This window comes from Pseudoalteromonas sp. (genome assembly GCF_036960685.1).
In the GTDB taxonomy this organism is placed as follows: Bacteria; Pseudomonadota; Gammaproteobacteria; order Enterobacterales; family Alteromonadaceae; genus Pseudoalteromonas.
In genome coordinates this window covers 112721-133691 of the sequence record NZ_JBALXK010000001.1, presented here as the reverse complement: position 1 = coordinate 133691, position 20971 = coordinate 112721, and the positions used below count along the sequence as shown (strand labels likewise).

Annotated in this window: 19 protein-coding genes; 15 read left to right on the top strand and 4 right to left on the bottom strand. The window is 42.0% G+C overall.

Going from position 1 to position 20971, the window contains the following annotated elements:
* Nucleotides 1-177 precede the first annotated feature (177 nt).
* From V7783_RS00595 to V7783_RS00565, 7 genes are all read left to right on the top strand, one after another.
* Nucleotides 178-2970, top strand: a complete 2793-nt coding sequence (locus V7783_RS00595) for a monovalent cation/H+ antiporter subunit A (protein ID WP_335677078.1) — start codon at nucleotides 178-180, stop codon at nucleotides 2968-2970.
* The gene (locus V7783_RS00590; RefSeq protein WP_064667620.1) at nucleotides 2970-3317 is read left to right on the top strand and encodes a Na+/H+ antiporter subunit C; all 348 of its coding nucleotides are present in this window, start codon (nucleotides 2970-2972) and stop codon (nucleotides 3315-3317) included. Before V7783_RS00595 ends, V7783_RS00590 begins: the two co-directional genes overlap by 1 nt.
* Complete coding sequence (locus V7783_RS00585; protein WP_335677077.1) at nucleotides 3314-4831, top strand: monovalent cation/H+ antiporter subunit D; 1518 nt, start codon at nucleotides 3314-3316, stop codon at nucleotides 4829-4831. Before V7783_RS00590 ends, V7783_RS00585 begins: the two co-directional genes overlap by 4 nt.
* The gene (locus V7783_RS00580; RefSeq protein WP_335677076.1) at nucleotides 4831-5367 is read left to right on the top strand and encodes a Na+/H+ antiporter subunit E; all 537 of its coding nucleotides are present in this window, start codon (nucleotides 4831-4833) and stop codon (nucleotides 5365-5367) included. Before V7783_RS00585 ends, V7783_RS00580 begins: the two co-directional genes overlap by 1 nt.
* Nucleotides 5361-5630, top strand: a complete 270-nt coding sequence (locus V7783_RS00575) for a K+/H+ antiporter subunit F (protein ID WP_016707651.1) — start codon at nucleotides 5361-5363, stop codon at nucleotides 5628-5630. Before V7783_RS00580 ends, V7783_RS00575 begins: the two co-directional genes overlap by 7 nt.
* Before the next feature lie 9 nt (nucleotides 5631-5639).
* Nucleotides 5640-5972, top strand: coding sequence for a Na+/H+ antiporter subunit G (locus tag V7783_RS00570; protein WP_064667617.1), 333 nt, complete (start codon nucleotides 5640-5642; stop codon nucleotides 5970-5972).
* A gap of 113 nt (nucleotides 5973-6085) precedes the next feature.
* Nucleotides 6086-6667: a hypothetical protein gene (locus tag V7783_RS00565; protein ID WP_335677075.1), complete on the top strand. Its 582-nt coding sequence runs from the start codon at nucleotides 6086-6088 to the stop codon at nucleotides 6665-6667.
* 43 nt (nucleotides 6668-6710) lie between these two features.
* Here V7783_RS00565 and V7783_RS00560 read toward each other — a convergent pair whose 3' ends face one another.
* Nucleotides 6711-8741, bottom strand: a complete 2031-nt coding sequence (locus V7783_RS00560; protein WP_335677074.1) for a BCCT family transporter — start codon at nucleotides 8739-8741, stop codon at nucleotides 6711-6713.
* Nucleotides 8742-8948: 207 nt separating this feature from the next.
* On the opposite strand from V7783_RS00560, the gene V7783_RS00555 reads away from it, so the two are divergent.
* Nucleotides 8949-9965, top strand: coding sequence for a DUF2804 domain-containing protein (locus V7783_RS00555; RefSeq protein WP_335677073.1), 1017 nt, complete (start codon nucleotides 8949-8951; stop codon nucleotides 9963-9965).
* A gap of 351 nt (nucleotides 9966-10316) precedes the next feature.
* On the opposite strand, the gene dapD is transcribed toward V7783_RS00555, so the two are convergent.
* The 3 genes from dapD to map are packed head-to-tail and all read right to left on the bottom strand — an operon-like array spanning nucleotide 10317 to nucleotide 14610.
* Nucleotides 10317-11144, bottom strand: a complete 828-nt coding sequence (dapD, locus tag V7783_RS00550) for a 2,3,4,5-tetrahydropyridine-2,6-dicarboxylate N-succinyltransferase (RefSeq protein WP_335677072.1) — start codon at nucleotides 11142-11144, stop codon at nucleotides 10317-10319.
* Between the two features lie 9 nt (nucleotides 11145-11153).
* A complete protein-coding gene (glnD, locus tag V7783_RS00545) occupies nucleotides 11154-13772 on the bottom strand; it encodes a [protein-PII] uridylyltransferase (protein WP_335677071.1) in 2619 nt (872 codons plus the stop codon).
* Nucleotides 13773-13824: 52 nt separating this feature from the next.
* Nucleotides 13825-14610 carry a type I methionyl aminopeptidase gene (map, locus tag V7783_RS00540; protein ID WP_335677070.1) on the bottom strand — a complete coding sequence of 262 codons (786 nt, stop codon included), beginning with the start codon at nucleotides 14608-14610 and terminating at the stop codon, nucleotides 13825-13827.
* A 272-nt stretch (nucleotides 14611-14882) separates the two neighbouring features.
* Between map and rpsB the strand changes: the two genes are divergently transcribed.
* The 7 genes from rpsB (at nucleotide 14883) to ispC (ending at nucleotide 20971) form a co-directional block, all read left to right on the top strand.
* A complete protein-coding gene (rpsB, locus tag V7783_RS00535; RefSeq protein ID WP_335677069.1) occupies nucleotides 14883-15611 on the top strand; it encodes a 30S ribosomal protein S2 in 729 nt (242 codons plus the stop codon).
* Between the two features lie 105 nt (nucleotides 15612-15716).
* Entirely contained in the window at nucleotides 15717-16568 is an 852-nt protein-coding gene (gene tsf / locus V7783_RS00530; protein ID WP_335677068.1) for a translation elongation factor Ts, read from the top strand.
* Between the two features lie 158 nt (nucleotides 16569-16726).
* The gene (pyrH, locus tag V7783_RS00525) at nucleotides 16727-17476 is read left to right on the top strand and encodes a UMP kinase (protein ID WP_064667598.1); all 750 of its coding nucleotides are present in this window, start codon (nucleotides 16727-16729) and stop codon (nucleotides 17474-17476) included.
* Between the two features lie 50 nt (nucleotides 17477-17526).
* On the top strand, nucleotides 17527-18048 hold the full coding sequence (frr, locus tag V7783_RS00520; RefSeq protein ID WP_215909106.1) for a ribosome recycling factor: 522 nt from the start codon (nucleotides 17527-17529) through the stop codon (nucleotides 18046-18048).
* Nucleotides 18049-18106: 58 nt separating this feature from the next.
* Entirely contained in the window at nucleotides 18107-18886 is a 780-nt protein-coding gene (locus tag V7783_RS00515; protein WP_335677067.1) for an isoprenyl transferase, read from the top strand.
* A gap of 16 nt (nucleotides 18887-18902) precedes the next feature.
* Nucleotides 18903-19769 carry a phosphatidate cytidylyltransferase gene (locus V7783_RS00510; RefSeq protein ID WP_335677066.1) on the top strand — a complete coding sequence of 289 codons (867 nt, stop codon included), beginning with the start codon at nucleotides 18903-18905 and terminating at the stop codon, nucleotides 19767-19769.
* Entirely contained in the window at nucleotides 19766-20971 is a 1206-nt protein-coding gene (gene ispC / locus V7783_RS00505; protein ID WP_335677065.1) for a 1-deoxy-D-xylulose-5-phosphate reductoisomerase, read from the top strand. Before V7783_RS00510 ends, ispC begins: the two co-directional genes overlap by 4 nt.

The following is a 20971-nucleotide window of genomic DNA, read 5'->3' as shown; positions in this document are numbered from 1 at the left end:
CACAAAATAGCAGCAAGTAGCTTGGCTGACTATAGACAAAATCGTCCCTGATCAGTATAACTATATATCTATAAAGCGTTTATTGAAGCTAAAATTAAACCATCTCAATGACCAGTACTAAACTAAAACTAACTAGCAGTGTATTGATATTCTTATGACTTCAAAAGGTTTCTCATTATGACTTTGCTCTGGATACCCTTGTTATCCTTAATTGGCAGTGTTATTTCTTCCTGCACCGGAAAACTAACTCGTAATCAATCTACGAGCTTAACTATGCTAGCGCCGTTATGCGCCTTAGCAATTGCGATTTATCACGCGCCAGCAATTTTAGCGGGGGAGACACTGCGCTTTACCGCACAATGGATGCCGGCATTAGGAATAGACATAGCTTTACGCTTAGACGGCTTAAGCTTATTGTTTATTTTTATGATCTTAGGAATAGGTCTGCTGGTAATCTTTTATACTCGTTACTATTTGAGTCCGAAAGACTCAATGTCAAAGCTCTACAGTTACTTAATGCTATTTATGACGGCAATGCTTGGCATTGTAATGTCGAATAACGTTATTCAACTGTGGTTTTTTTGGGAGCTTACTAGTATCAGCTCGTTCTTGCTGATCAGCTACTGGTGGCATAAAACTGAAGCGCGTAAAGGGGCGCGAATGGCGCTGGCAGTGACTGGAGCCGGTGGCTTAGCATTATTAGGTGGTTTATTGCTGATTGGGGACATTGTTGGCAGTTATAATCTCGATGTGATTTTAGCCAGCCGTGCGTTGATCCAATCACACGAGCTATTTGAAGTTGCCTTGGTACTGGTGTTGCTCGGTGCATTTACTAAATCTGCACAGTTCCCATTTCATTTTTGGCTACCGCATGCGATGGCGGCGCCAACACCGGTTAGTGCTTATTTACACTCTGCAACTATGGTTAAAGCGGGGATATTTTTACTGGCGCGTTTCCACCCTGCGCTTGCTGGTAACGACACGTGGTTTATTTTAGTAGCGATGACGGGTTTAACGACCTTATTAGTTGGCGCTTATATCGCGTTATTTAAGCATGATTTAAAAGGCTTGTTAGCCTATTCAACCATTAGTCACCTTGGTTTAATTACCTTACTTTTAGGTTTAGATACAGAGCTTGCTACGGTAGCTGCGATTTTCCATATTATTAACCATGCTACATTTAAAGCTTCTTTATTTATGGCGACCGGTATTATTGACCATGAAACCGGCACCCGAGATATGCGTAAACTTAATGGTATGTGGCGCTTTATGCCTTATACCGCAACTCTTGCAATGGTTGCAGCCGCGGCAATGGCGGGTGTGCCACTGTTAAATGGGTTCTTATCAAAAGAAATGTTCTTTGCGGAAACTCTACACCAACAAGTGCTTGGTTCAATGTCATGGTTGATCCCCGTATTAGCGACCTTAGCTGCTGCTTTTTCAGTGGCTTATTCAGCGCGCTTTATTCATGATGTATTCTTTAATGGCGACCCTATTGATTTGCCTAAAACACCCCATGAGCCACCGCGTTATATGCGCGTGCCAATCGAAATCCTAGTCGTGTTATGTTTGCTCGTTGGTATGTTTCCAAACTTTGTGGTTGATGGCATTTTATCGGCGGCATCTTTGGCTGTGTTAGGGGATGCAACGCCAGAGTTTAAGTTGTCAATTTGGCATGGCTTTAACTTACCTTTGTTGATGAGCTTTTTTGCAACTTGCTGTGGTGTATTTATCTATATTCAGCGTAAGCACCTGTTTCAATTTCAAGCCTCGTTACCCACATTGAATGCTAAAAAGACCTTTGAAAGAGTGCTTTATAGCGTTATTAAATGGAGCCAAGATAAGATCCGTAGTACTGAAAATGGCTCACTACAGCGCTACATCGTTATTATGCTTGGCGTCGTTTTATTGTGCGCGGGCTGGCCATTATTTGAAATGGGGGCATTAGCAGGTACAGCGCCTCTTACGCCGATTGATTTTCATAACGCTATTGGCGCTGGTTTATTGATTATTGGTGCAATCAGCACTGTGATCTGGCATCGCGCTCGTATGGTATCGCTATTAATGATATCCATTGTGGGCTTAATGGTGTCGGTGGCATTTACTCGTTTTTCTGCGCCCGATTTAGCTTTAACACAATTAACTGTGGAAGTTGTGACGGTTATTTTATTGATGTTGGCGCTGTTCTTTTTACCGCAACGTACACCAAAAGAGTCAAGTTCATTACGCATGTTACGTGACTTAGGCATTGCTTCAGCTGTAGGGGTCGTGATTGCCAGTATTTGTTATGCGTTATTAACGCGCCCACTTGAATCAATTTCAGATTTCTTTGTTGCTAATGCAAAAACTGGCGGTGGTGGTACTAACGTAGTTAACGTTATTTTGGTTGATTTCAGGGGTTTTGACACCCTAGGTGAAATTACCGTATTAGGTATTGCTGCATTAGGTATTTATAAATTACTGACAAACTTACCTTTATTTATGCCAGCCAGTGACAGTGAAGGGCGTCCATGGGCACGCGAGCGTTATCCAATACTACTTACTAGTATTTCGCAAAGCTTATTGCCTTTAGCCTTGCTAGTTTCAGCGTATATCTTCTTGCGAGGGCACAATTTACCAGGCGGTGGCTTTATTGCCGGTTTGGTGACTTCTATTGCGTTTATTTTACAATATATGGCTCGAGGTTCAGTGTGGATCACTTCTCGCTTTGATGTGAACTATCGGAAAATCATAGCCTCAGGTATCGCGATTGCCATGTTTACAGGTTTAGGTAGCTGGGCATTTGGCCGACCGTTCTTAACCACATGGTTTGATTACTTTGATATTCCATTTGTGGGTAAAACGGAGCTTGCCAGTGCGATTGTATTTGATTTAGGCGTGTATCTGACCGTGGTTGGTGCCACCTTAATGATTTTAGCAAGTCTTGGTAAACTCACTGCCGATGCAACCAAAGAAGAGGTCAATATTTAATGGAACTGTTATACGCATCATGCGTTGGTGTATTAGTGACTTGTGGCATTTATTTGCTTCTAAGAGCGCGAACTTTTCCAGTGGTGCTGGGATTAACGATGATTTCTTATGCGGTAAATTTATTTTTATTTTCAGCCGGACGATTAACAATTAATAAAGCGGTGGTGCTGGGCACTGGCGCTGATTATGCCGATCCTTTACCACAAGCATTAGTATTAACTGCAATCGTAATTGGTTTTGCAATGACAGCCTTTGTGGTGATTTTAGCCATTCGCGGTCGTGCTGATCTAGGTAATGATCATGTTGATGGTCACCTTGTGAAAAGCAACAACAAGGAGCACAGATGATTCAGCACTTGGCTTCATTGCCTATCTTAATTCCAATGCTTGCAGCCATCCTGCTGTTATTACCGCCATGCGGTAAAAGCATTCCAATTCGTCGTGTAGTGTCGATCGTGATGTCAATTATTACAGCCTGTATTAGTGCTGTATTGCTGGTTCATGTTTATAACTCAGGCCCTATGGTTTATGCCATTGGCGATTGGCAAGCCCCATATGGTATTGTTTTAGTAGCTGATTTGTTGTCGGTATTAATGGTCGCTTTAACGTCATTTTTAGCTTTAGCTGTGGCCCTTTATAGTAGTGTTGGCGATGATGAAAAAGGCAGCTTTTTCCATCCGTTAGTGCACTTTTTAGTACTGGGTGTAAATGGCGCATTTTTAACCGGTGATTTATTTAATCTGTTTGTATTTTTTGAAGTACTGTTAATTGCTTCTTACTCGTTATTGATGCATGCAGGGGATAAACATAAGACGCGTGCGGCATTACAATACGTTGTATTAAACTTGATTGGCTCAAGTGTATTTTTGATTGCCTTAGGTATTTTATATGGCGTATTAGGCACCTTGAATATTGCCGATATGGCGCTAAAAGTATCACAACTACAAGGTGATGATGTCTACCTTGCGAAAATTGGTGGTTTACTACTACTGGTTGTGTTCGCATTAAAAGGCGCACTATTACCGTTGCACCTGTGGTTGCCCAATACATACGCCAGTGCTATGCCGGTAGTGGCAGCCTTGTTTGCGATAATGACCAAGGTGGGCGTCTATGCCATGCTGCGGGTGTATACCGTTATATTTGGTGAGCAGGCGGGTTTATTAAATCACATGGCGCAGCCTTGGTTATGGGGATTAGCAATTGCGACCATTGTGATTGGTGCCATTGGTGTACTTGCAGCACAAGATTTACGCAAACTAACCGCGAACCTGGTGGTGGTTTCGGTGGGGACTTTAGTTGCATTAGTTGCAATTCAGCATGTTAGTGCAACGGCTGCTTTGTTGTACTACCTAGTACATTCAACCATTATTTGTGCGGCGCTATTTTTACTCGCAGATTTAATTGCTCATCAGCGTGGTAAAGTGGCGGATCGTTTAGCCCCAGGGCGTGGTGTTGCACAACCGGTATTATTAGGTGCATGTTTTATTATTGCCGCTTTGGCTGTTGTTGGTATGCCGCCGCTTTCAGGGTTTGTCGGCAAAATTTGGATTTTAAAAGTAACCTTCGATAGTGAGCGTGCACTGCTATTTTGGCCAGTGTATTTAATTGCTAGCTTTGCGCTATTGGTTGCATTATCTCGGGCAGGCACCAGTTTATTTTGGGAGCGTAAGCACCAAGGTCGTGATCATCCAGAAGAAGAGCATGCTAAACCAATGCAAGTTATTGCCGTAATAGGTTTATTAGCGTGTTCGCCATTAATGGTTATTTTTGCAGGGCCTATTTCCGACTATATGATTGCTGCTGCTACGCAATTACATGATATACCGGCCGGAATAAATATGGTTCTTAAGGGAGGCTTATAATGCGTTTAGAATCCCGTTTTCGTTGGTTACCCACGCCATTTCGCAGTTTATTGCTATTTGTCGTGTGGTTACTATTAAATAACAGTGTATCGCCAGGGCATTTAGTTTTGGCAGCACTGTTTGCATTTTTTATCCCTGTGATCACTTTTCCATTTCGTGAACCACAGCCGCTGATAATTAAACCTGGCCTTGCGGTAAAACAATTTTTAATTGTGCTGTTTGATATTATTACGGCGAATTTACAAGTTGCACTGTTAATTTTAGGGCCTGTCAAAAAGCTGCGTCCGGCATTTGTGAAAGTTCCGCTAGATCTAACTCACGCAATGCCGATCACAATCTTGGCAAGTACGGTATCACTGACGCCGGGTACAGTAAGTGCTGAAGTTTACCCGATCCCTGAGTCATTACCGCCAGGTGAAGAGCCAACAGAGCGCTTTTTATTAATACATGTGTTAGATCTAGATGATGAACAAGCATTGATCGATACCATAAAGCAGCGCTATGAAGCCCCACTTAAGGAGATATTTCAATGTTAGAAACGGTTTTTTTAATCGTCTTTGCCATGATAGGCCTATCGCTGTTACTTAACTTGTGGCGTTTAGTGGTTGGCCCTTCGGTTCCTGATCGAATTCTCGCGCTGGATACTATGTATATAAACACGATTGCATTGATCATCTTATATGGTATGAGTATGGGCACAGGGCTGTATTTTGAAGCCGCCTTGTTAATTGCAATGCTTGGCTTTGTCAGCACCGTAGCGGTATGTAAGTATCTGCTACGTGGCGATATCATCGAATAGGGAATACGTATGTACAGTGAATGGGTCGTGTCTATTTTATTACTTATCGGTGGCGCATTTATTTTAATTGGCTCAATTGGCTTAATTAAAATGCCTGACTTTTTTATGCGTTTGCATGGGCCAACCAAAGCCACCACCTTAGGTATGGCTGGGGTGCTGATTGCCGCTATGGTGTTTTTTAGTAATGCACAAGATGGTATCAGTGTGAAAGAGCTATTGATCACTATCTTTTTATTAATCACTGCGCCTATTAGTGGTTATATGCTAATAAAATCAGCGATACACCATAAATTAAAAGCCAAAGACGGCACCAAGGGACTTGATAACGTTGAAGACGATTAAGTAACACTCAGCATGTTGAACTTTTATAAGCCCGTTAATTTACCTTAACGGGCTTTTTATTGGCTGTTATTATTTGTACACTCAAACACATCATAAATTGCTATCACTGATAAATGCTAAAACGTAAAAAACTCATTATCGCGTACTTATTGATTGCGTTGCCACTATTAGACAGCCTATTTATACCGCCCGCGTTTGGTTTGCAATGGCACAATCCAAAAACCATGTATTTACTCAGCGCCTATTTGATACCTGTTAAATTATTGCTGGTGACTATTGGCGGCTTTTTATTAGTAAAACAAGATCGGCAAAATCATGTTCAACCCCGAGCTTGGTATCGTAAATTGGTTGATGGCTTCATTTTTATAGTGGCGGGCGTGCAGTTTATTGTGTTGGCGATTATTAGTGGCTTATATTTAGTGGTGGGTACTCAAGCCGACGACTACCAACAACAAGGCAATATCAGTGTGTATACCTCGGATATAGGCGCGTTTGGCAAAGCGACTCATTATTTTTCTTATCAATGCACTGATGATAATGGCTTTTATACTTTAACACCAATTGTCACTCTTGATTGGCTTGGGCCTTTCACATTCAGTGAAAAAGGCACTGTGTTAATTATCAATCATAATGAGCATACAGATAAAGGCGAGCAAATAAAGCAGGTGGACTTAACAGGGTATAGTTGCCAATAGAAAAAAGTACCAACATCCTTGTGAGTACTTGCTGATTTACAGTTTATTTTTTATCTGTATCTAACATGTCATCATGCTCAGCCATATCCCATGGCAATTCACCTGGACTGTTATCTAAAAAGTGTAAATAATTTTCAAATTGGTCGAGAATATCCTTCACCACATCATCTTCATTAAAACCATATATATCGTAAGATAAGCCACCGCGGCGTAAAAATACCTCTGCACGATAGTAAGGCTGCGGGTCTTCATCTGTAGCTTTTAACTCAGCGTATGCAAAGCTGGGTTTAGCGTGTTCAGTGAGTCTTATATCATAAACAAAATCAACATGTTCATGGCGTACAACGGTTAGAACAGCTCGATTTATAGCATCGTCAAACTCAACCACAGCATGCCATTTACGGGCACTTAGTTCTGTTTTTACAGCTTGCATAGCCTTCATAACTACCTTACTTATAAACGTATGCACCTTTTGCTTATCTGGATAATCTATCATTGCAGTTAAGCGATGCTTCCAGTGTGACAAATCAAGATTTCGGTTGGTTAAAGTATGTGCCTGTAAGCTGGTATCTCTATGCCCTTCAATTCGCAGAGCCCGCCAAAGACCAACGGTTGCAAGTAACATGATCACTGCAAAGGGCAACGCACTGGCGATGGTCATTGTTTGTAACGCACTCAAACCACCGGCAAGTAATAGTACTGATGCAACGGTGCCCTCTAGTACAGCCCAAAAAACACGCTGCCAAGCAGGTGTATCTACATTACCGCCAGAGGCTAATGAATCTATAACAAGTGAGCCTGAATCAGAAGAAGTGACAAAGAATGTAATGATTAAAATGACTGTTAATAGCGAGATAAAGAATGACCAAGGAAGCGCTTCATATAGTTGAAAGAGCGCGACGGCATGATTTGCCTGCACATCAGCAATGAGGGTATTAAAGCCCTCGTTCATTATTAAGTTAAGTGCAGTATCACCAAACACAGAAAACCATAAAAAGGTGAATATAGTTGGCACTAGCATTACGCCCACAACAAACTGCCTAATTGTTCGGCCGCGGCTAATTTTTGCAATAAACATTCCTACAAACGGAGCCCATGCGATTGTCCAACCAAAGATAAATAACGTCCAGTTGCCAATCCAATCACTGCGGCTATAGGCTTGTAAGTTAAAAGTACGCTCAACAATACCACTTAGGTAACTGCCGGTATTTTGTAAAAACGATTCTAAAATATGAATGCTTGAACCGACAAAAAAGACAAATGTCATTAAAGTGATCGCTAACACCATGTTTAAAATAGACAGCCGTTTTACGCCTTTATCCATACCTGCAACAACAGAGATAGTTGCAGCGGCTGTTATCAAGGCGATGGCTATAATTTGTACCGTGGTATTAACAGTAATACTGGGCCATAAGTAATGTAAACCCGCATTGATTTGCGTAACCGACAAACCTAATGTGGTTGCTATGCCAAAGAGGGTGCCTAAAATCGCAAATACATCCACCGTATGACCAATAGGGCCGTGAATTTTATCGCCAATAAGCGGGTATAATGCAGAACGAATCGATAATGGCAGGCCATGACGAAAAGCAAAGTAAGCAAGCACTAAACCAACAATGCCGTATATAGCCCAAATATGAAAACCCCAATGAAAAAAGGCAATTTGCATTGCTTGCTTAGCAGCGTCCACGGTTTCTGCTGCGCCACTGGGCGGGGATGCATAATGTAAAACGGGTTCAGCTACACCAAAATAAAGTAATGCGACACCGTAGCCTGCAGAGAAAAGCATGGCAAACCATTCGGGAAAACTGTACTGAGGTTGTGAATGGTCAGGGCCAAGCTTTATATTGCCCCAACTCGATGCGGCAACAGAGACAATAAACACTAAAAATATAGCGACAGATAACATATAAAACCAACCAAAGGTTTCAGTTATCCAAGATAAAGTAACGCTGAATGCTTCTCCAGCCAATTCAGGGTTACTAATAGTACCGAGTACTAAACACAGAATGATTAACACTGCAGGTAAAAATACAGGCAGCAAAATAGTTGAGCGAAAGGTCTTTTTCATCATATATTAATCCTTAATATTGAGAGCTAAACTTTAAAGCATGCCTATTTACCTTATTACATCTACTGGGTGCTGGCTAATTTAGCCGCTAGTTTTCTTTACCCAAATTAGCTAAAACTACAAAGCTTGGTATTTCCACTGTTTATAAATAACAGCTCTCAATGCAAGTATTGATGCCTAAATGCTAAAAATTAACCGGATTTAACAGCAATGAATAAATTAATTGATCAGCACGGCGAAGCCCAGTTTGGGATGTTTGAGCAAGGGGTTAAGCATATTAATTACATGGATTTTAATTTACGCAATGCGATGGGTAATTCACAAGGGTCATTTGCAAAAAAATTAAAATTTAACCAATTTCAGTTTATTAGCTTTACTTGTGAGCAGCTAATTGTAGGGATCGCTATTGTTGACTTGAAAATTGCCAGTAACTGCTTTGTCTATGTGTATCACCCAAGCAGTGGTGAGTTTGAGGAGTTTAGTTTTACCAATTTATTTGCTATGAGTACTTACATTGATACTAAGCCAAATTCAGGCAAGGCGCATTTTCATAAAGGCGCGAATAGTGTCACGATCAGTGCAGGGTCAGGTTTACGCAAAGTCACAGTATGCTTAAAAGCAGGCCTAAAAATTCATGCTGTCATTGATGAGTCAATAAATTATAACCCACTTGCAGTATGTGCAAGAGCTGGTTTTACTGGTTTTCACTTTACCCAAAAAGCCGCAGCACTGCCTTGCTCAGGTACTATTGAATGGCGGGACAACTGCATTAATCTGGAGCAGGTAAAAGCGCTGGCAAGTGTTGATTGGAGCGCAGGCTTTATGCGCCGTGAAACGTTTTGGAATTGGGGGAGTTTAGCTTGCACGTTAGCCGATGGTCGCCGTTTAGGTTTGAACCTTGCTGCTGGCGTTGTGGAAACGGGCTTTACTGAAAATGCGCTGTGGCTAGACGGCACTTTAATAAAAATAGACATGGTCGATTTTAAGTTTAAACGTTATGCCGATAAACATGACTCCACAAAATGGCAATTGCGTTCAAACGACGGCATTATAAAGCTAACCTTTGAGCCGGTAGGTAAACGCCAAGATAAAACCAACTTACTCATCATCGCCAGTAACTTCACTCAACACTTCGGCCGTTTTTATGGCCAAATAACGCTCGAAAATGAAGTTATCACACTCAATGGCGAGTGGGGGTTAACCGAAGATCATTATGCGAAATGGTAGAGAGGTGCTTTAAGCTTAAAGCGGTAAGTTATAAGTGGTGTGAATTTTGAAAAGAGTGATCAGTAGTGAACATCAATAAAGCCCTAAACAACAATGCTTAGGGCTTTTTAATACAAATACAGGAGCTTTAAGTTTTAAGCGGTAAGTTTTAAGTGGAGTTGATTTTGAAAAGGGTGAATAGCAGTGAACATCAATAAAGCCCTAAACAACAATGCTTAGGGCTTTTTAATACAAATAAAGTTCAGTTGATATTCTAAACAGAGGATAAGCTGTGAGCTCGTGTTATCACACCTACTTACGTTTAACTCAAATCAGCTTATCACTTAAAACTTTACAGCTTACAGCTATGATTTATTCGTCTATCGAACGAAGTAGGGCGTTGATCCCTACTTTTTCGCGGGTTTGCTGATCTACTTTTTTCACGATGATTGCAGCGTAGAGGCTGTGGCTACCGTCTTTTGATGGTAATGCACCAGGCACTACTACTGCGCCTGCTGGCACGCGGCCGTAGTGAGTTTCGCCAGTTTCACGGTCATAAATTCGAGTGCTTTGGCTGATGTAAACGCCCATTGAAATTACTGCGCCTTCTTCAACGATCACGCCTTCTACGATTTCAGAACGTGCGCCAATAAAGCAGTTGTCTTCAATGATAGTAGGATTGGCTTGTAATGGCTCCAAAACGCCACCTATGCCCACACCACCAGATAGATGAACGTTCTTACCGATTTGTGCACATGAGCCTACAGTGGCCCAAGTATCAACCATAGTACCATCATCAACGTATGCACCAATGTTTACATAAGAAGGCATTAAAACGACGTTTTTACCTACAAAGCTGCCTTTACGGGCAACGGCGTTTGGTACTACACGCATGCCGCCTTGTTGAAATTGCTCCGGCGTATAATCGCTAAATTTAAGCGGTACTTTGTCGTAAAATTGGTTTACGCCGTCGTTCATTGGCTGATTGTCACGAATACGAAACGACAGTAAAACCGCTTTTTTAAGCCACTGATGAACTACCCATTCACCACTGATTTTTTCAGCAACACGTGCTGCGCCACTATCAAGTAGCTCAAGTACATCGATAATTGCTTGTTTAACGTCGCTTGATACTGTGCTTGGACTAATGCTATCGCGATTATCCCAGGCGTTTTCAATGGTTGTTTTTAAATCTGACATAAGGTCCTCTTATTCGGTTTCTGCGTTGAGTTTTTTACGCAATGCTTGATGAATTTTTGCTTGTTCTTCGTCGGTAAGCGCTTGGTATTCGTTATTCGATACCACGAAGAAATCTTCTGCACGTTCACCCACTGTGGTGATCCGTGCGGCGTGTATATGTAATAAATGTGCTTGAAATACTTCGGCTATCTTGGTTAATAAACCAGGGATATCCACCGCTTGAATTTCGATTAAGCTGCGATCTTTACGCGGGTGCGGGCGCAAAATAATTTTTGGCTTAATATTAAAGTCTTTAAAGCGCTGTGAGCGATTCTTTTTAAAGCGAATTTTCTTTTTCGGATCGGCAAGGGCTTGATCAAGGCCCCGTTTGATTGATTGTGCTTGAGCACTGGCAATTGGATCGCCACTGACTTCAAGTACCACAAAACTAAACAGCACATAGCCGTCGCGAGTAGTGAGCACTTGAGCGTGTTGGATTTGTGCTTTTTTAGAGCCAATCACACTCACCAAACGGGCAAATAAACCTCCGGAGTAGGGGCTGTAGACAAATATTTGCGTACCGCCGTGCATGGCGGTATTTGATACAGCGACACTGGCTTGGCTTAAATCGTCACAATTGAGTAAATGTTCGGTGTGCCATGAAAGCTGTTGTTCACTAAAGGCAGTAAAGTAATTGGCTTTAAAGCGGCTCCAAATTAAATCTATCTGATTTTCATCATAGCCATTGTTGATGAGGCGTTGTTTGGCCTGATGCTTTTTATCGCGAATTTGGTCGCGCTGATCCATTGGGTTTTCAAGGCCAAGCCGTAAAGCTCGCTGAGTATGCAAATACAGCTCACGCAATAGGGTGTTTTTCCAATCATTCCACAAATTATCATTGGTAGCGCGAATATCTGCCACCGTTAAGCAGTACAGGTAATCAAGTTGGCGCTCGGTTTTGACTCGGGTAGCAAAATCTTTAATTACATCTGGGTCGTTAATATCTTTACGCTGTGCTGTTACAGACATAAGTAAATGATTACTAACCAGCCAAGCTATCAATTTGCCATCGGAAGTTGAAAAACGGTGTAATTTGGCAAACGCAATAGCATCGACAGAGCCAAGCTCGGAGTGGTCGCCACCACGGCCTTTGGCAATATCGTGGAAAATACCCGCTAAGTACAGTAGCTCGGGTTTGTCCATGCGGGTGACAATTTCACAACAAATAGGAAACTCTGCGACGTTGTCTTTACCAAAATACTGGTAAATATTATTGATCAATTTATGGGTGTGCTCATCCACGGTATAAGCGTGAAATAAATCAAACTGCATTTGCCCAAAAATATTACGCCACTGCGGTAAATACGCCGCTAACATGCCGTGTTTGTGCATCAGTGTAAATGCGCGGCCCATGCCGTTAGGGTGTTTTACTAGGCGTAAAAACGCTTCACGACAGGCTGCATAGTCTTGCAAATCGCCCAAAAGACGACGGCGTACCTGGCGAATGGTGCGAATAGTACTTGGATAAATATGGGTGATTTCAGGGTTGTCGGCAATGTGTTCAAATAATACAAACAGTTGGTCACGGCGGAAAAATACCGACGGGTTTTTTACTCTAATTTGATGGCCTACTCGTTCGAAATTACGGTCAAGTTCAATCACGGCTTGTTCGTTACTTTCAGGCAAAATACTTTGTTCAAAATACGACAACAGCATTTGATTAAGCTCACGTACGCGGCTCATGATCCTAAATAACCGTTTCATCATCCGTTCAACAGAGGCTTTACCATCGCTACCAAAACCGAGTAAATCGGCGGCCAGTGGTTGGTGATCAAACAGTAAACGGTTTTCCGAGCGACCAGCAGCTAAGTGCAGCGCAAAACGAATGTTCCAGAGGTTTTCTAAACACTCCAACAGCTCTTGGTATTCTTCGTGAGTAAGGTAGCCGTGACTGATCAGTTCTTGTAAGGTTTCGGCTCTAAAATGTTTTTTAGCAACCCAAATAATGGTTTGTAAATCGCGCAGACCCCCTGGGTTTTCTTTAATATTGGGTTCGAGGTTATACGCCGTACCGTGGCATTTTTTATGGCGTAGTTGCTGCTCGTTTACTTTGGCTAAAAAGAATTCATCAGACTGCCAAACTGGCGTGTCGAGAATATGCGCTTTGAGTTTTTCGTATTCGATATGATTACCAAACAGTAGTCGGCTCTCAAGTAAGCTGGTAGCAAAGGTAACATCTTCACGTTTTTGCTCAATAGCTTGCTCAATGGTACGAACGCTATGACCAATCTCTAAATTGAGATCCCACAACATAGTAACAAACTGGCCAATTTTTTCACAGATTGCATCTGATGGTTGCTCAGTAACCAATAATAAAAAATCAATATCAGAATAAGGATGCAGCTCGCCACGGCCATATCCGCCTACGGCGATCAAGGCTAAATCAGGTTCATGAGCTAAATCATAAACATGAAACAGTTTGATCAGTAGACGGTCAATAAACTCAGCCCGGGCATTAATCAAATTACCGACGGGTTGTTTAGAAAACTCGTTTTGTAACCATTTATAAAAATAAGTAGAACAATCGCGGTAATCGGTTAATTGCTCAGCATCGCTGAGCAACTTCTTAACTTTATTTGGTAATGCCACGTGGGCTGGCTCCTTAGTATACTATTTCACCCTAGTTAGGGTGAGTCAGTATTTAATGTTCAATGATCCTGTCTATCGTATCATCTGATCGCAGCGTCAAAATTTCAACACCATTTTCAGTTACTAACAACGTGTGTTCCCACTGCGCTGACAAGCTACGGTCTTTGGTGATCACAGTCCAGTCATCTTTAAGCAATTTACATTGACGTTTACCTGCGTTGACCATTGGCTCTATTGTTAAACACATACCTGCTTTAAGTGCTTCGCCAGTACCGGCACGGCCGTAGTGCATTACCTGCGGTTCTTCGTGAAATTCGCTACCGATGCCATGGCCACAATATTCGCGAACAATCGAATAGTTAAAACTTTCAGCATATTTTTGAATTGCTTCACCGATATCACCTAAACGCACACCTGGTTTTACCATTTTAATTGCTAAGTAAAGGCTTTCTTGAGTTACCTCAGCAAGGCGCTTTCCTTGGATGTTTGGTGTGCCAACATGAAACATTTTTGATGTATCGCCATGGTAACCATCTTTGATCACGGTAATGTCAATATTGACACTGTCACCGTCTTTAAGTGCTTTGTCATTTGGAATACCATGACAAATAACCTGATTTACTGAGGTGCAAATTGATTTTGGAAAGCCATGATAATTTAAAGGTGCAGGAATCGCTTTTTGCACATCAACAATATAATTATGACAAATTGTATTTAACTCATCAGTGGTAACACCAGGGACAACATGCGGTTCTATCATTTCGAGTACTTCTGCCGCTAAGCGCCCGGCAACACGCATTTTCTCTATTTCTTCAGGGGTCTTGATCACAGCGCTCATGGAGGCTCCATTATCGAGTTTTATTGCATTTATCGCCGCACAATTTTTGCACGCGACGTTGAATATTTGTTTTTAATATGGTATAAAGCGCGCCGTCTTTTTACAAATAAATTCTTAAATGATTTTTTGTATTTAAGGCAAACACAATTTTATTTTAACACACACACGTATCGTCACATACACTTGGGTGCATTTCAGTTTCATTTAACTGCGGTGTTGGTGCTATGGGATATGTGGAGGCCTAACCCTAAACTAAACAGAGGAAATACAAAATGGCAAACGTTTCAATGCGCGATATGCTTCAAGCTGGTGTTCACTTCGGTCACCAAGCACGTTACTGGAACCCTAAGATGAAGCCTTTCATCTTCGGCGCACGTAACCGTGTACATATCATCAACCTTGAGCAAACAGTACCAATGTTCAACAACGCACTTAAGTTTTTAACTGGTGCAGCGTCTAACAAAGGTAAAGTTCTTTTCGTTGGTACTAAGCGTGCAGCAAGCGAAGCAGTTAAAGATGCAGCTATCGCGAGTGATCAGTATTACGTAAATCACCGTTGGTTAGGTGGTATGTTGACTAACTGGAAAACAGTACGTCAATCAATCAAGCGTCTTAAAGACCTTGAAATCCAAAGCCAAGACGGTACTTTCGAGAAATTAACTAAGAAAGAAACGTTAATGCTTAACCGCGAAATGGAAAAGCTTGAGAAAAGCCTTGGTGGTATCAAAAACATGGGTGGTCTTCCTGACGCACTTTTCGTTATCGATGCAGACCATGAGCACATCGCTATCCGTGAAGCTAACAACCTAGGTATTCCAGTTGTTGCGATCGTTGATACTAACTCTAACCCAGACGGTGTTGATTTCATCGTACCTGGTAACGACGATGCGATCCGTGCAATCAACCTTTACACTGGCGCAGTTGCAGCAGCAATCACTGAAGGTCGTGAGAGCAATATCGTTGCTCAAGCTGAGAAAGACGACTTCGTAGAAGCTGAGTAATTAGCTGTCATCAAGTCTTCACCTAAATTTAGGTGAAGACTTGCTATTCTTGTAGAGCGGGTAACCCGCTTATCTAAAACTGTATTCAGATTTGAGGATTTACTAATGGCTGTAACTACTGCCCTAGTTAAAGAATTACGCGAGCGCACAGGCGCTGGCATGATGGATTGTAAAAAAGCGTTAACTGAGACTGATGGTGACATCGAGTTAGCGATTGAAAACATGCGTAAAAGTGGCGCTGCTAAAGCTGCTAAAAAAGCAGGTAACATTGCTGCTGAAGGTACTATCATCATCAAGCAAAACGCGGGTGTTGCGGTACTAGTAGAAGTTAACTGTCAAACTGACTTCGTTGCTAAAGATGCAAGCTTCCTAGCATTTGCTAACAAAGTTGCTGATGCTGCTATCGCAGAAACGATTGCTATCGAAGACTTACAAGCTAAGTTTGAAGAAGCACGCGTTGAGCTAGTAACTAAAATTGGTGAAAACATCAATGTACGTCGTCTACAGTACATCGCTGGCGAAACGCTAGTTGAGTACCGTCACGGTGAGCGTATTGGTGTTGTTGTTGCTGGTGTTGCTGATGAAGAAACACTTAAGCACATCGCAATGCACGTTGCTGCTTCAAACCCAGAATACCTAACTCCTGATGACGTACCTGCTGATGTTGTTGAAAAAGAAAAGCAAGTACAAATCGATATCGCGATGAACGAAGGCAAGCCTGCTGAAATCGCTGAGAAAATGGTTGTTGGTCGTATGAAGAAATTCACTGGTGAGGTTTCTCTTACTGGTCAAGCTTTCATCATGGAACCTAAAAAATCTGTTGGCGAAATTCTTAAAGAGAAAAACGCAACAGTTACTGGCTTCGTACGTGTAGAAGTTGGTGAAGGTATCGAGAAGAAAACTGAAGATTTTGCTGCTGAAGTAGCTGCGCAGATTGCTGCCGCTAAAGGTGAATAAAATCTATTTCCTTTGACTAAAAAGTGAGTTAGATGAAATTAATCTGTTATTTGCTTTTGCGTCATCGCTGAAAATTCTTTAAAATAACCGCGCTCTTTATGTGAAAATCATAAGCGCGGTTATTTTTTATCCTTTTTTTATAAAGTTGGCCCAAATATATGACTATCAATCGTAAACCTATTTTTAGACGCGTTCTTCTCAAATTAAGCGGTGAAGCACTAATGGGAGACGAAGGCTTCGGCATTGACCCAAAAGTATTAGACCGTATGGCGCAAGAAATTAAAGAGCTTGTAGAACTCGACGTAGAAGTGGGTTTAGTTATCGGTGGCGGTAACTTTTTACGTGGTGGCTCATTAGCCGAAGCGGGCATGAATCGCGTAGTGGGTGATCATATGGGCATGCTAGCAACGGTAATGAACGGACTTGCAATGCGGGATGCGCTGCATCGTGCATTTGTAAATTGCCGTTTGATGTCAGCTATCCCACTAAACGGTGTGTGTGACGCGTATAACTGGGCTGAAGCAATTAGTTTATTAAAAACAGGCCGTGTGGTTATCTTTGCCGCGGGTACTGGTAACCCATTCTTTACGACCGATTCAGCAGCGTGTTTACGTGGTATCGAAATTGAAGCAGACACAGTGATCAAAGCAACTAAAGTTGATGGTGTTTATAGTGATGATCCGGTGAAAAACCCAGACGCGACACTTTACCGTCACTTGAGCTACAATGAAATCATTGAAAAAGAATTAAAAGTAATGGATCTTGCGGCATTCACATTGGCGCGCGATCATAATATGCCATTAAGCGTATTTAACATGAATAAATCAGGCGCATTAAAGCGTGTAATTATGGGCGAAGAAGAAGGCACGCTTATTTCTTCACAAGCCTCAGATGAAGTTATTAACTAGATTAGGATTGAACCGTGATAAACGATATTCAAAAAGATGCTGCAGAACGTATGCAGAAAAGTGTAACGGCACTTAGCAGTCAATTATCTAAAATCCGTACTGGCCGTGCTCATCCGGCAATCTTGGATGGCATTATGGTGCCATACTACGGTGCACCAACGCCATTAAACCAAGTTGCGAATGTAACAATTGAAGACTCACGTACATTAGCACTTAGTGTATTTGATAAGTCACTTGCACAAGCAGTTGAAAAAGCGATCATGGCTTCTGACTTAGGTTTAAACCCAATGTCAGCAGGTTCTGTGATCCGCGTACCACTTCCTCCGCTAACAGAGGAACGCCGTAAAAACTTAATTAAAATCGTTCGTGGCGAAGTTGAAAGCGGTCGTGTTGCAATCCGTAATATTCGTCGTGATGCCAATGGCGATGTGAAAAACTTATTGAAAGATAAAGATATTTCTGAAGATGAAGCGCGTCAATCTGACGATGCGATTCAAAAGCTTACCGATAAGTTCATTAAAGAGATGGATACTCAACTAGCGGCGAAAGAAGCCGAGTTGATGGAAATCTAAGCTCGTAAATTTATTAGTTTTGAAACGCCGTCTGGGGTATACTAGGCGGCGTTTTTTTATGGAATACTCGATATTTATGGTTCTTAACGCTGATAAAATTTCCCAGCAATGTTTACCCAAGCATGTCGCTATAATCATGGATGGCAATGGTCGTTGGGCACAAGCCAAAAATAGGCCGCGCGTATACGGTCATAAAAAAGGCGTGGATGCGGTTCGTCATTCTGTGCAGTTTTGTACTAAATTGAAAATTGAATCATTGACTCTGTTTGCGTTTAGTAGTGAAAATTGGCATCGCCCAGAAGATGAAGTAAGTACTTTGATGGAATTGTTTTTGTATGTATTAAGCAAGGAAGTAAAAAAGCTCCACAAAAACAATGTAAAATTAACCATCATTGGCGACTTATCTCGTTTTTCAGAGGCTTTACGCAGTAAGGTTGATGCGGCGCATCAATTAACGGCTAATAATACGGGCTTGCAGCTCAATGTGGCTGCTAATTACGGTGGTCGATGGGATATGACCAATGCTGCTAAGCAGATAGCTAAGCAAGTTGCTGCTGGGGCATTAAATCCTGACGATATTACAGAGCACGACTTAGCTGCAAATATGAGCATGCATGATCAAGCTGAACCTGATTTGCTAATACGCACAGGTGGGGATTTACGTATAAGCAACTTTTTATTATGGCAAGCTGCTTATGCTGAACTTTATTTTACCGATACGCTTTGGCCTGACTTCAATGAAGCAGCTTTTGCTGACGCTATCGCTTGTTACGTTGCCAGAGAGCGACGATTTGGTTGTACTGGCGAACAAATAAAACAATTACTCGCCGAAACCTAATTAAAAGGGTAACACTTTGCTAAAACAACGAATTTTAACCTCTTTAGTGCTAGCACCTTTGGCATTGGTATTGGTTTTTTATACTCCACTTACATTGTTTAGTTATATTGCCGGCGCAATTGTTTTATTAGGCGCGTGGGAATGGTCTGCATTTATGGGGCTGTGCGATAAAGTTAAACGTTTTTCGTTCGTGGTATTTATTGGCTTGTTACTGGTATTGCTGAATTGGCACTGGCCAATTGACGAACTGTGGACTGATGGTCAGCTAGTCGGTGATGCAAATTATATCTTCACGCTGTCATTCTCTTGGTGGATTGTCGCTACTTACTTAGTGTGGCGTTATCCTGCGATGGCGAAAGCGTGGAATGAAGGCATCGTCATGCGTGCTATTGCGGGTATTCTAACCTTAGTTCCCTTGTGGCTTGCGCTCAATACACTGCGCAGTGCTAACTATGAACAATCAACCCATTTTGGCTCAATGCTGATTTTGGTCGTATTAGGCATTGTTTGGAGTGCTGACATTGGTGCGTACTTTACGGGTAAAAATTTTGGTAAACATAAATTAATGCCCAAAGTAAGCCCAAATAAAACGATTGAAGGCCTTGCTGGTGGTGTTGTTGCAGCAGTGATTTTTGTATTAGCCTTTTGTCATTTCACCGATGTTGATATGTCTGTATGGCCAATTTATGCCGTTATGACCATGTTTATTGCCTTGTTTTCTGCTATTGGTGACCTACTTGAGAGTATGTTTAAACGCGAAGCAGGCTTAAAAGACAGTGGCTCATGCTTACCCGGCCACGGCGGTATATTAGATCGTCTTGACAGCTTAACTGCTGCTGCACCCATTTTTGTTTTGTGCTACGCATGGACACTTAGTCTATGAGTTGTAAACAACAACTAGTGATCTTAGGTGCAACAGGCTCAATTGGTTTAAGCACCTTAGATGTTGTAGCCCGTAATAAAGAACAGTTTGCAGTATTTGCGCTTGCAGCGGGTAGCAATAGTGAAGCAATGGCGCAATTATGTATTACTCATCAACCACGCTTTGCCGTGATGGCAGATGAGCACGCTGCGAGTCAATTAAGCCAGTTGCTATCTGGCAGCGAGTGTAAAACAATTGTACGTAGTGGCGTTGCCGCGATGAGTGAATTAGCTGCACACCCAGATGTTGATGCGGTTATGTCCGCGATTGTCGGTGCAGCAGGACTGATACCTACACTGAGTGCAGTAGAAGCCGGAAAAAAAGTATTACTGGCAAATAAAGAATCCTTGGTCATGTCAGGGCAGTTGTTTATCGATAAAGTTAAGCAACACAAAGCCACATTATTACCTATAGATAGCGAGCATAATGCCATATTTCAGTGCCTACCAAGCGCACTGCAAGGCTCCAAAGGCGACGCTCAACTGCATGAACATGGCGTCAGTAAAATTTTACTTACCGGCTCTGGTGGGCCATTTTTAACCCGCGATATCGACACTCTAAAAGATGTGACTGTGGCACAAGCCGTGGCACATCCTAATTGGTCTATGGGGCAAAAAATTTCGGTTGATTCAGCCACTATGATGAATAAAGGCTTAGAATTTATTGAAGCCAAATGGTTGTTTAACTGTACAGCTAAAGATATTGAAGTGGTGATCCACCCGCAAAGTATTATTCACTCAATGGTACAGTACCAAGATGGCTCGATACTTGCGCAAATGGGTAACCCTGATATGCGTACTCCGATAGCTCATGCTTTGGCTTATCCACAGCGTATTGATGCTGGTGTAACACCGCTTGATTTCTCTGCCCTTGCTGATTTTACCTTTACTAAACCTGATTTCGCCCGTTACCCTAATTTGCAATTGGCAATAGCGGCTTGTGAAGCTGGGCAGGGGGCAACTACCACCGTTAATGCGGCAAATGAGGTTGCTGTGAATGCATTTTTACAGGGGCAAATCGGCTTTACGGATATTTACCGTATAAATTCACAAACCCTTGATAACACAATAGATGTAAACGTCCATACGTTGGAAGAAATTCTTGAATGTGATCGTTTAGCTCGACTTCAAGCAACACAACTTATAGCAAAGGTGACCCGCTAA

Coding starts and splice junctions, on each gene's coding strand:
- V7783_RS00595 (WP_335677078.1), top strand. CDS start 178: ATGACTTTGCTCTGGATACCCTTGTTATCCTTAATTGGCAGTGTTATT.
- V7783_RS00590 (WP_064667620.1), top strand. CDS start 2,970: ATGGAACTGTTATACGCATCATGCGTTGGTGTATTAGTGACTTGTGGC.
- V7783_RS00585 (WP_335677077.1), top strand. CDS start 3,314: ATGATTCAGCACTTGGCTTCATTGCCTATCTTAATTCCAATGCTTGCA.
- V7783_RS00580 (WP_335677076.1), top strand. CDS start 4,831: ATGCGTTTAGAATCCCGTTTTCGTTGGTTACCCACGCCATTTCGCAGT.
- V7783_RS00575 (WP_016707651.1), top strand. CDS start 5,361: ATGTTAGAAACGGTTTTTTTAATCGTCTTTGCCATGATAGGCCTATCG.
- V7783_RS00570 (WP_064667617.1), top strand. CDS start 5,640: ATGTACAGTGAATGGGTCGTGTCTATTTTATTACTTATCGGTGGCGCA.
- V7783_RS00565 (WP_335677075.1), top strand. CDS start 6,086: ATGCTAAAACGTAAAAAACTCATTATCGCGTACTTATTGATTGCGTTG.
- V7783_RS00560 (WP_335677074.1), bottom strand. CDS start 8,741: ATGATGAAAAAGACCTTTCGCTCAACTATTTTGCTGCCTGTATTTTTA.
- V7783_RS00555 (WP_335677073.1), top strand. CDS start 8,949: ATGAATAAATTAATTGATCAGCACGGCGAAGCCCAGTTTGGGATGTTT.
- dapD (WP_335677072.1), bottom strand. CDS start 11,144: ATGTCAGATTTAAAAACAACCATTGAAAACGCCTGGGATAATCGCGAT.
- map (WP_335677070.1), bottom strand. CDS start 14,610: ATGAGCGCTGTGATCAAGACCCCTGAAGAAATAGAGAAAATGCGTGTT.
- rpsB (WP_335677069.1), top strand. CDS start 14,883: ATGGCAAACGTTTCAATGCGCGATATGCTTCAAGCTGGTGTTCACTTC.
- tsf (WP_335677068.1), top strand. CDS start 15,717: ATGGCTGTAACTACTGCCCTAGTTAAAGAATTACGCGAGCGCACAGGC.
- pyrH (WP_064667598.1), top strand. CDS start 16,727: ATGACTATCAATCGTAAACCTATTTTTAGACGCGTTCTTCTCAAATTA.
- frr (WP_215909106.1), top strand. CDS start 17,527: ATGCAGAAAAGTGTAACGGCACTTAGCAGTCAATTATCTAAAATCCGT.
- V7783_RS00515 (WP_335677067.1), top strand. CDS start 18,107: ATGGAATACTCGATATTTATGGTTCTTAACGCTGATAAAATTTCCCAG.
- ispC (WP_335677065.1), top strand. CDS start 19,766: ATGAGTTGTAAACAACAACTAGTGATCTTAGGTGCAACAGGCTCAATT.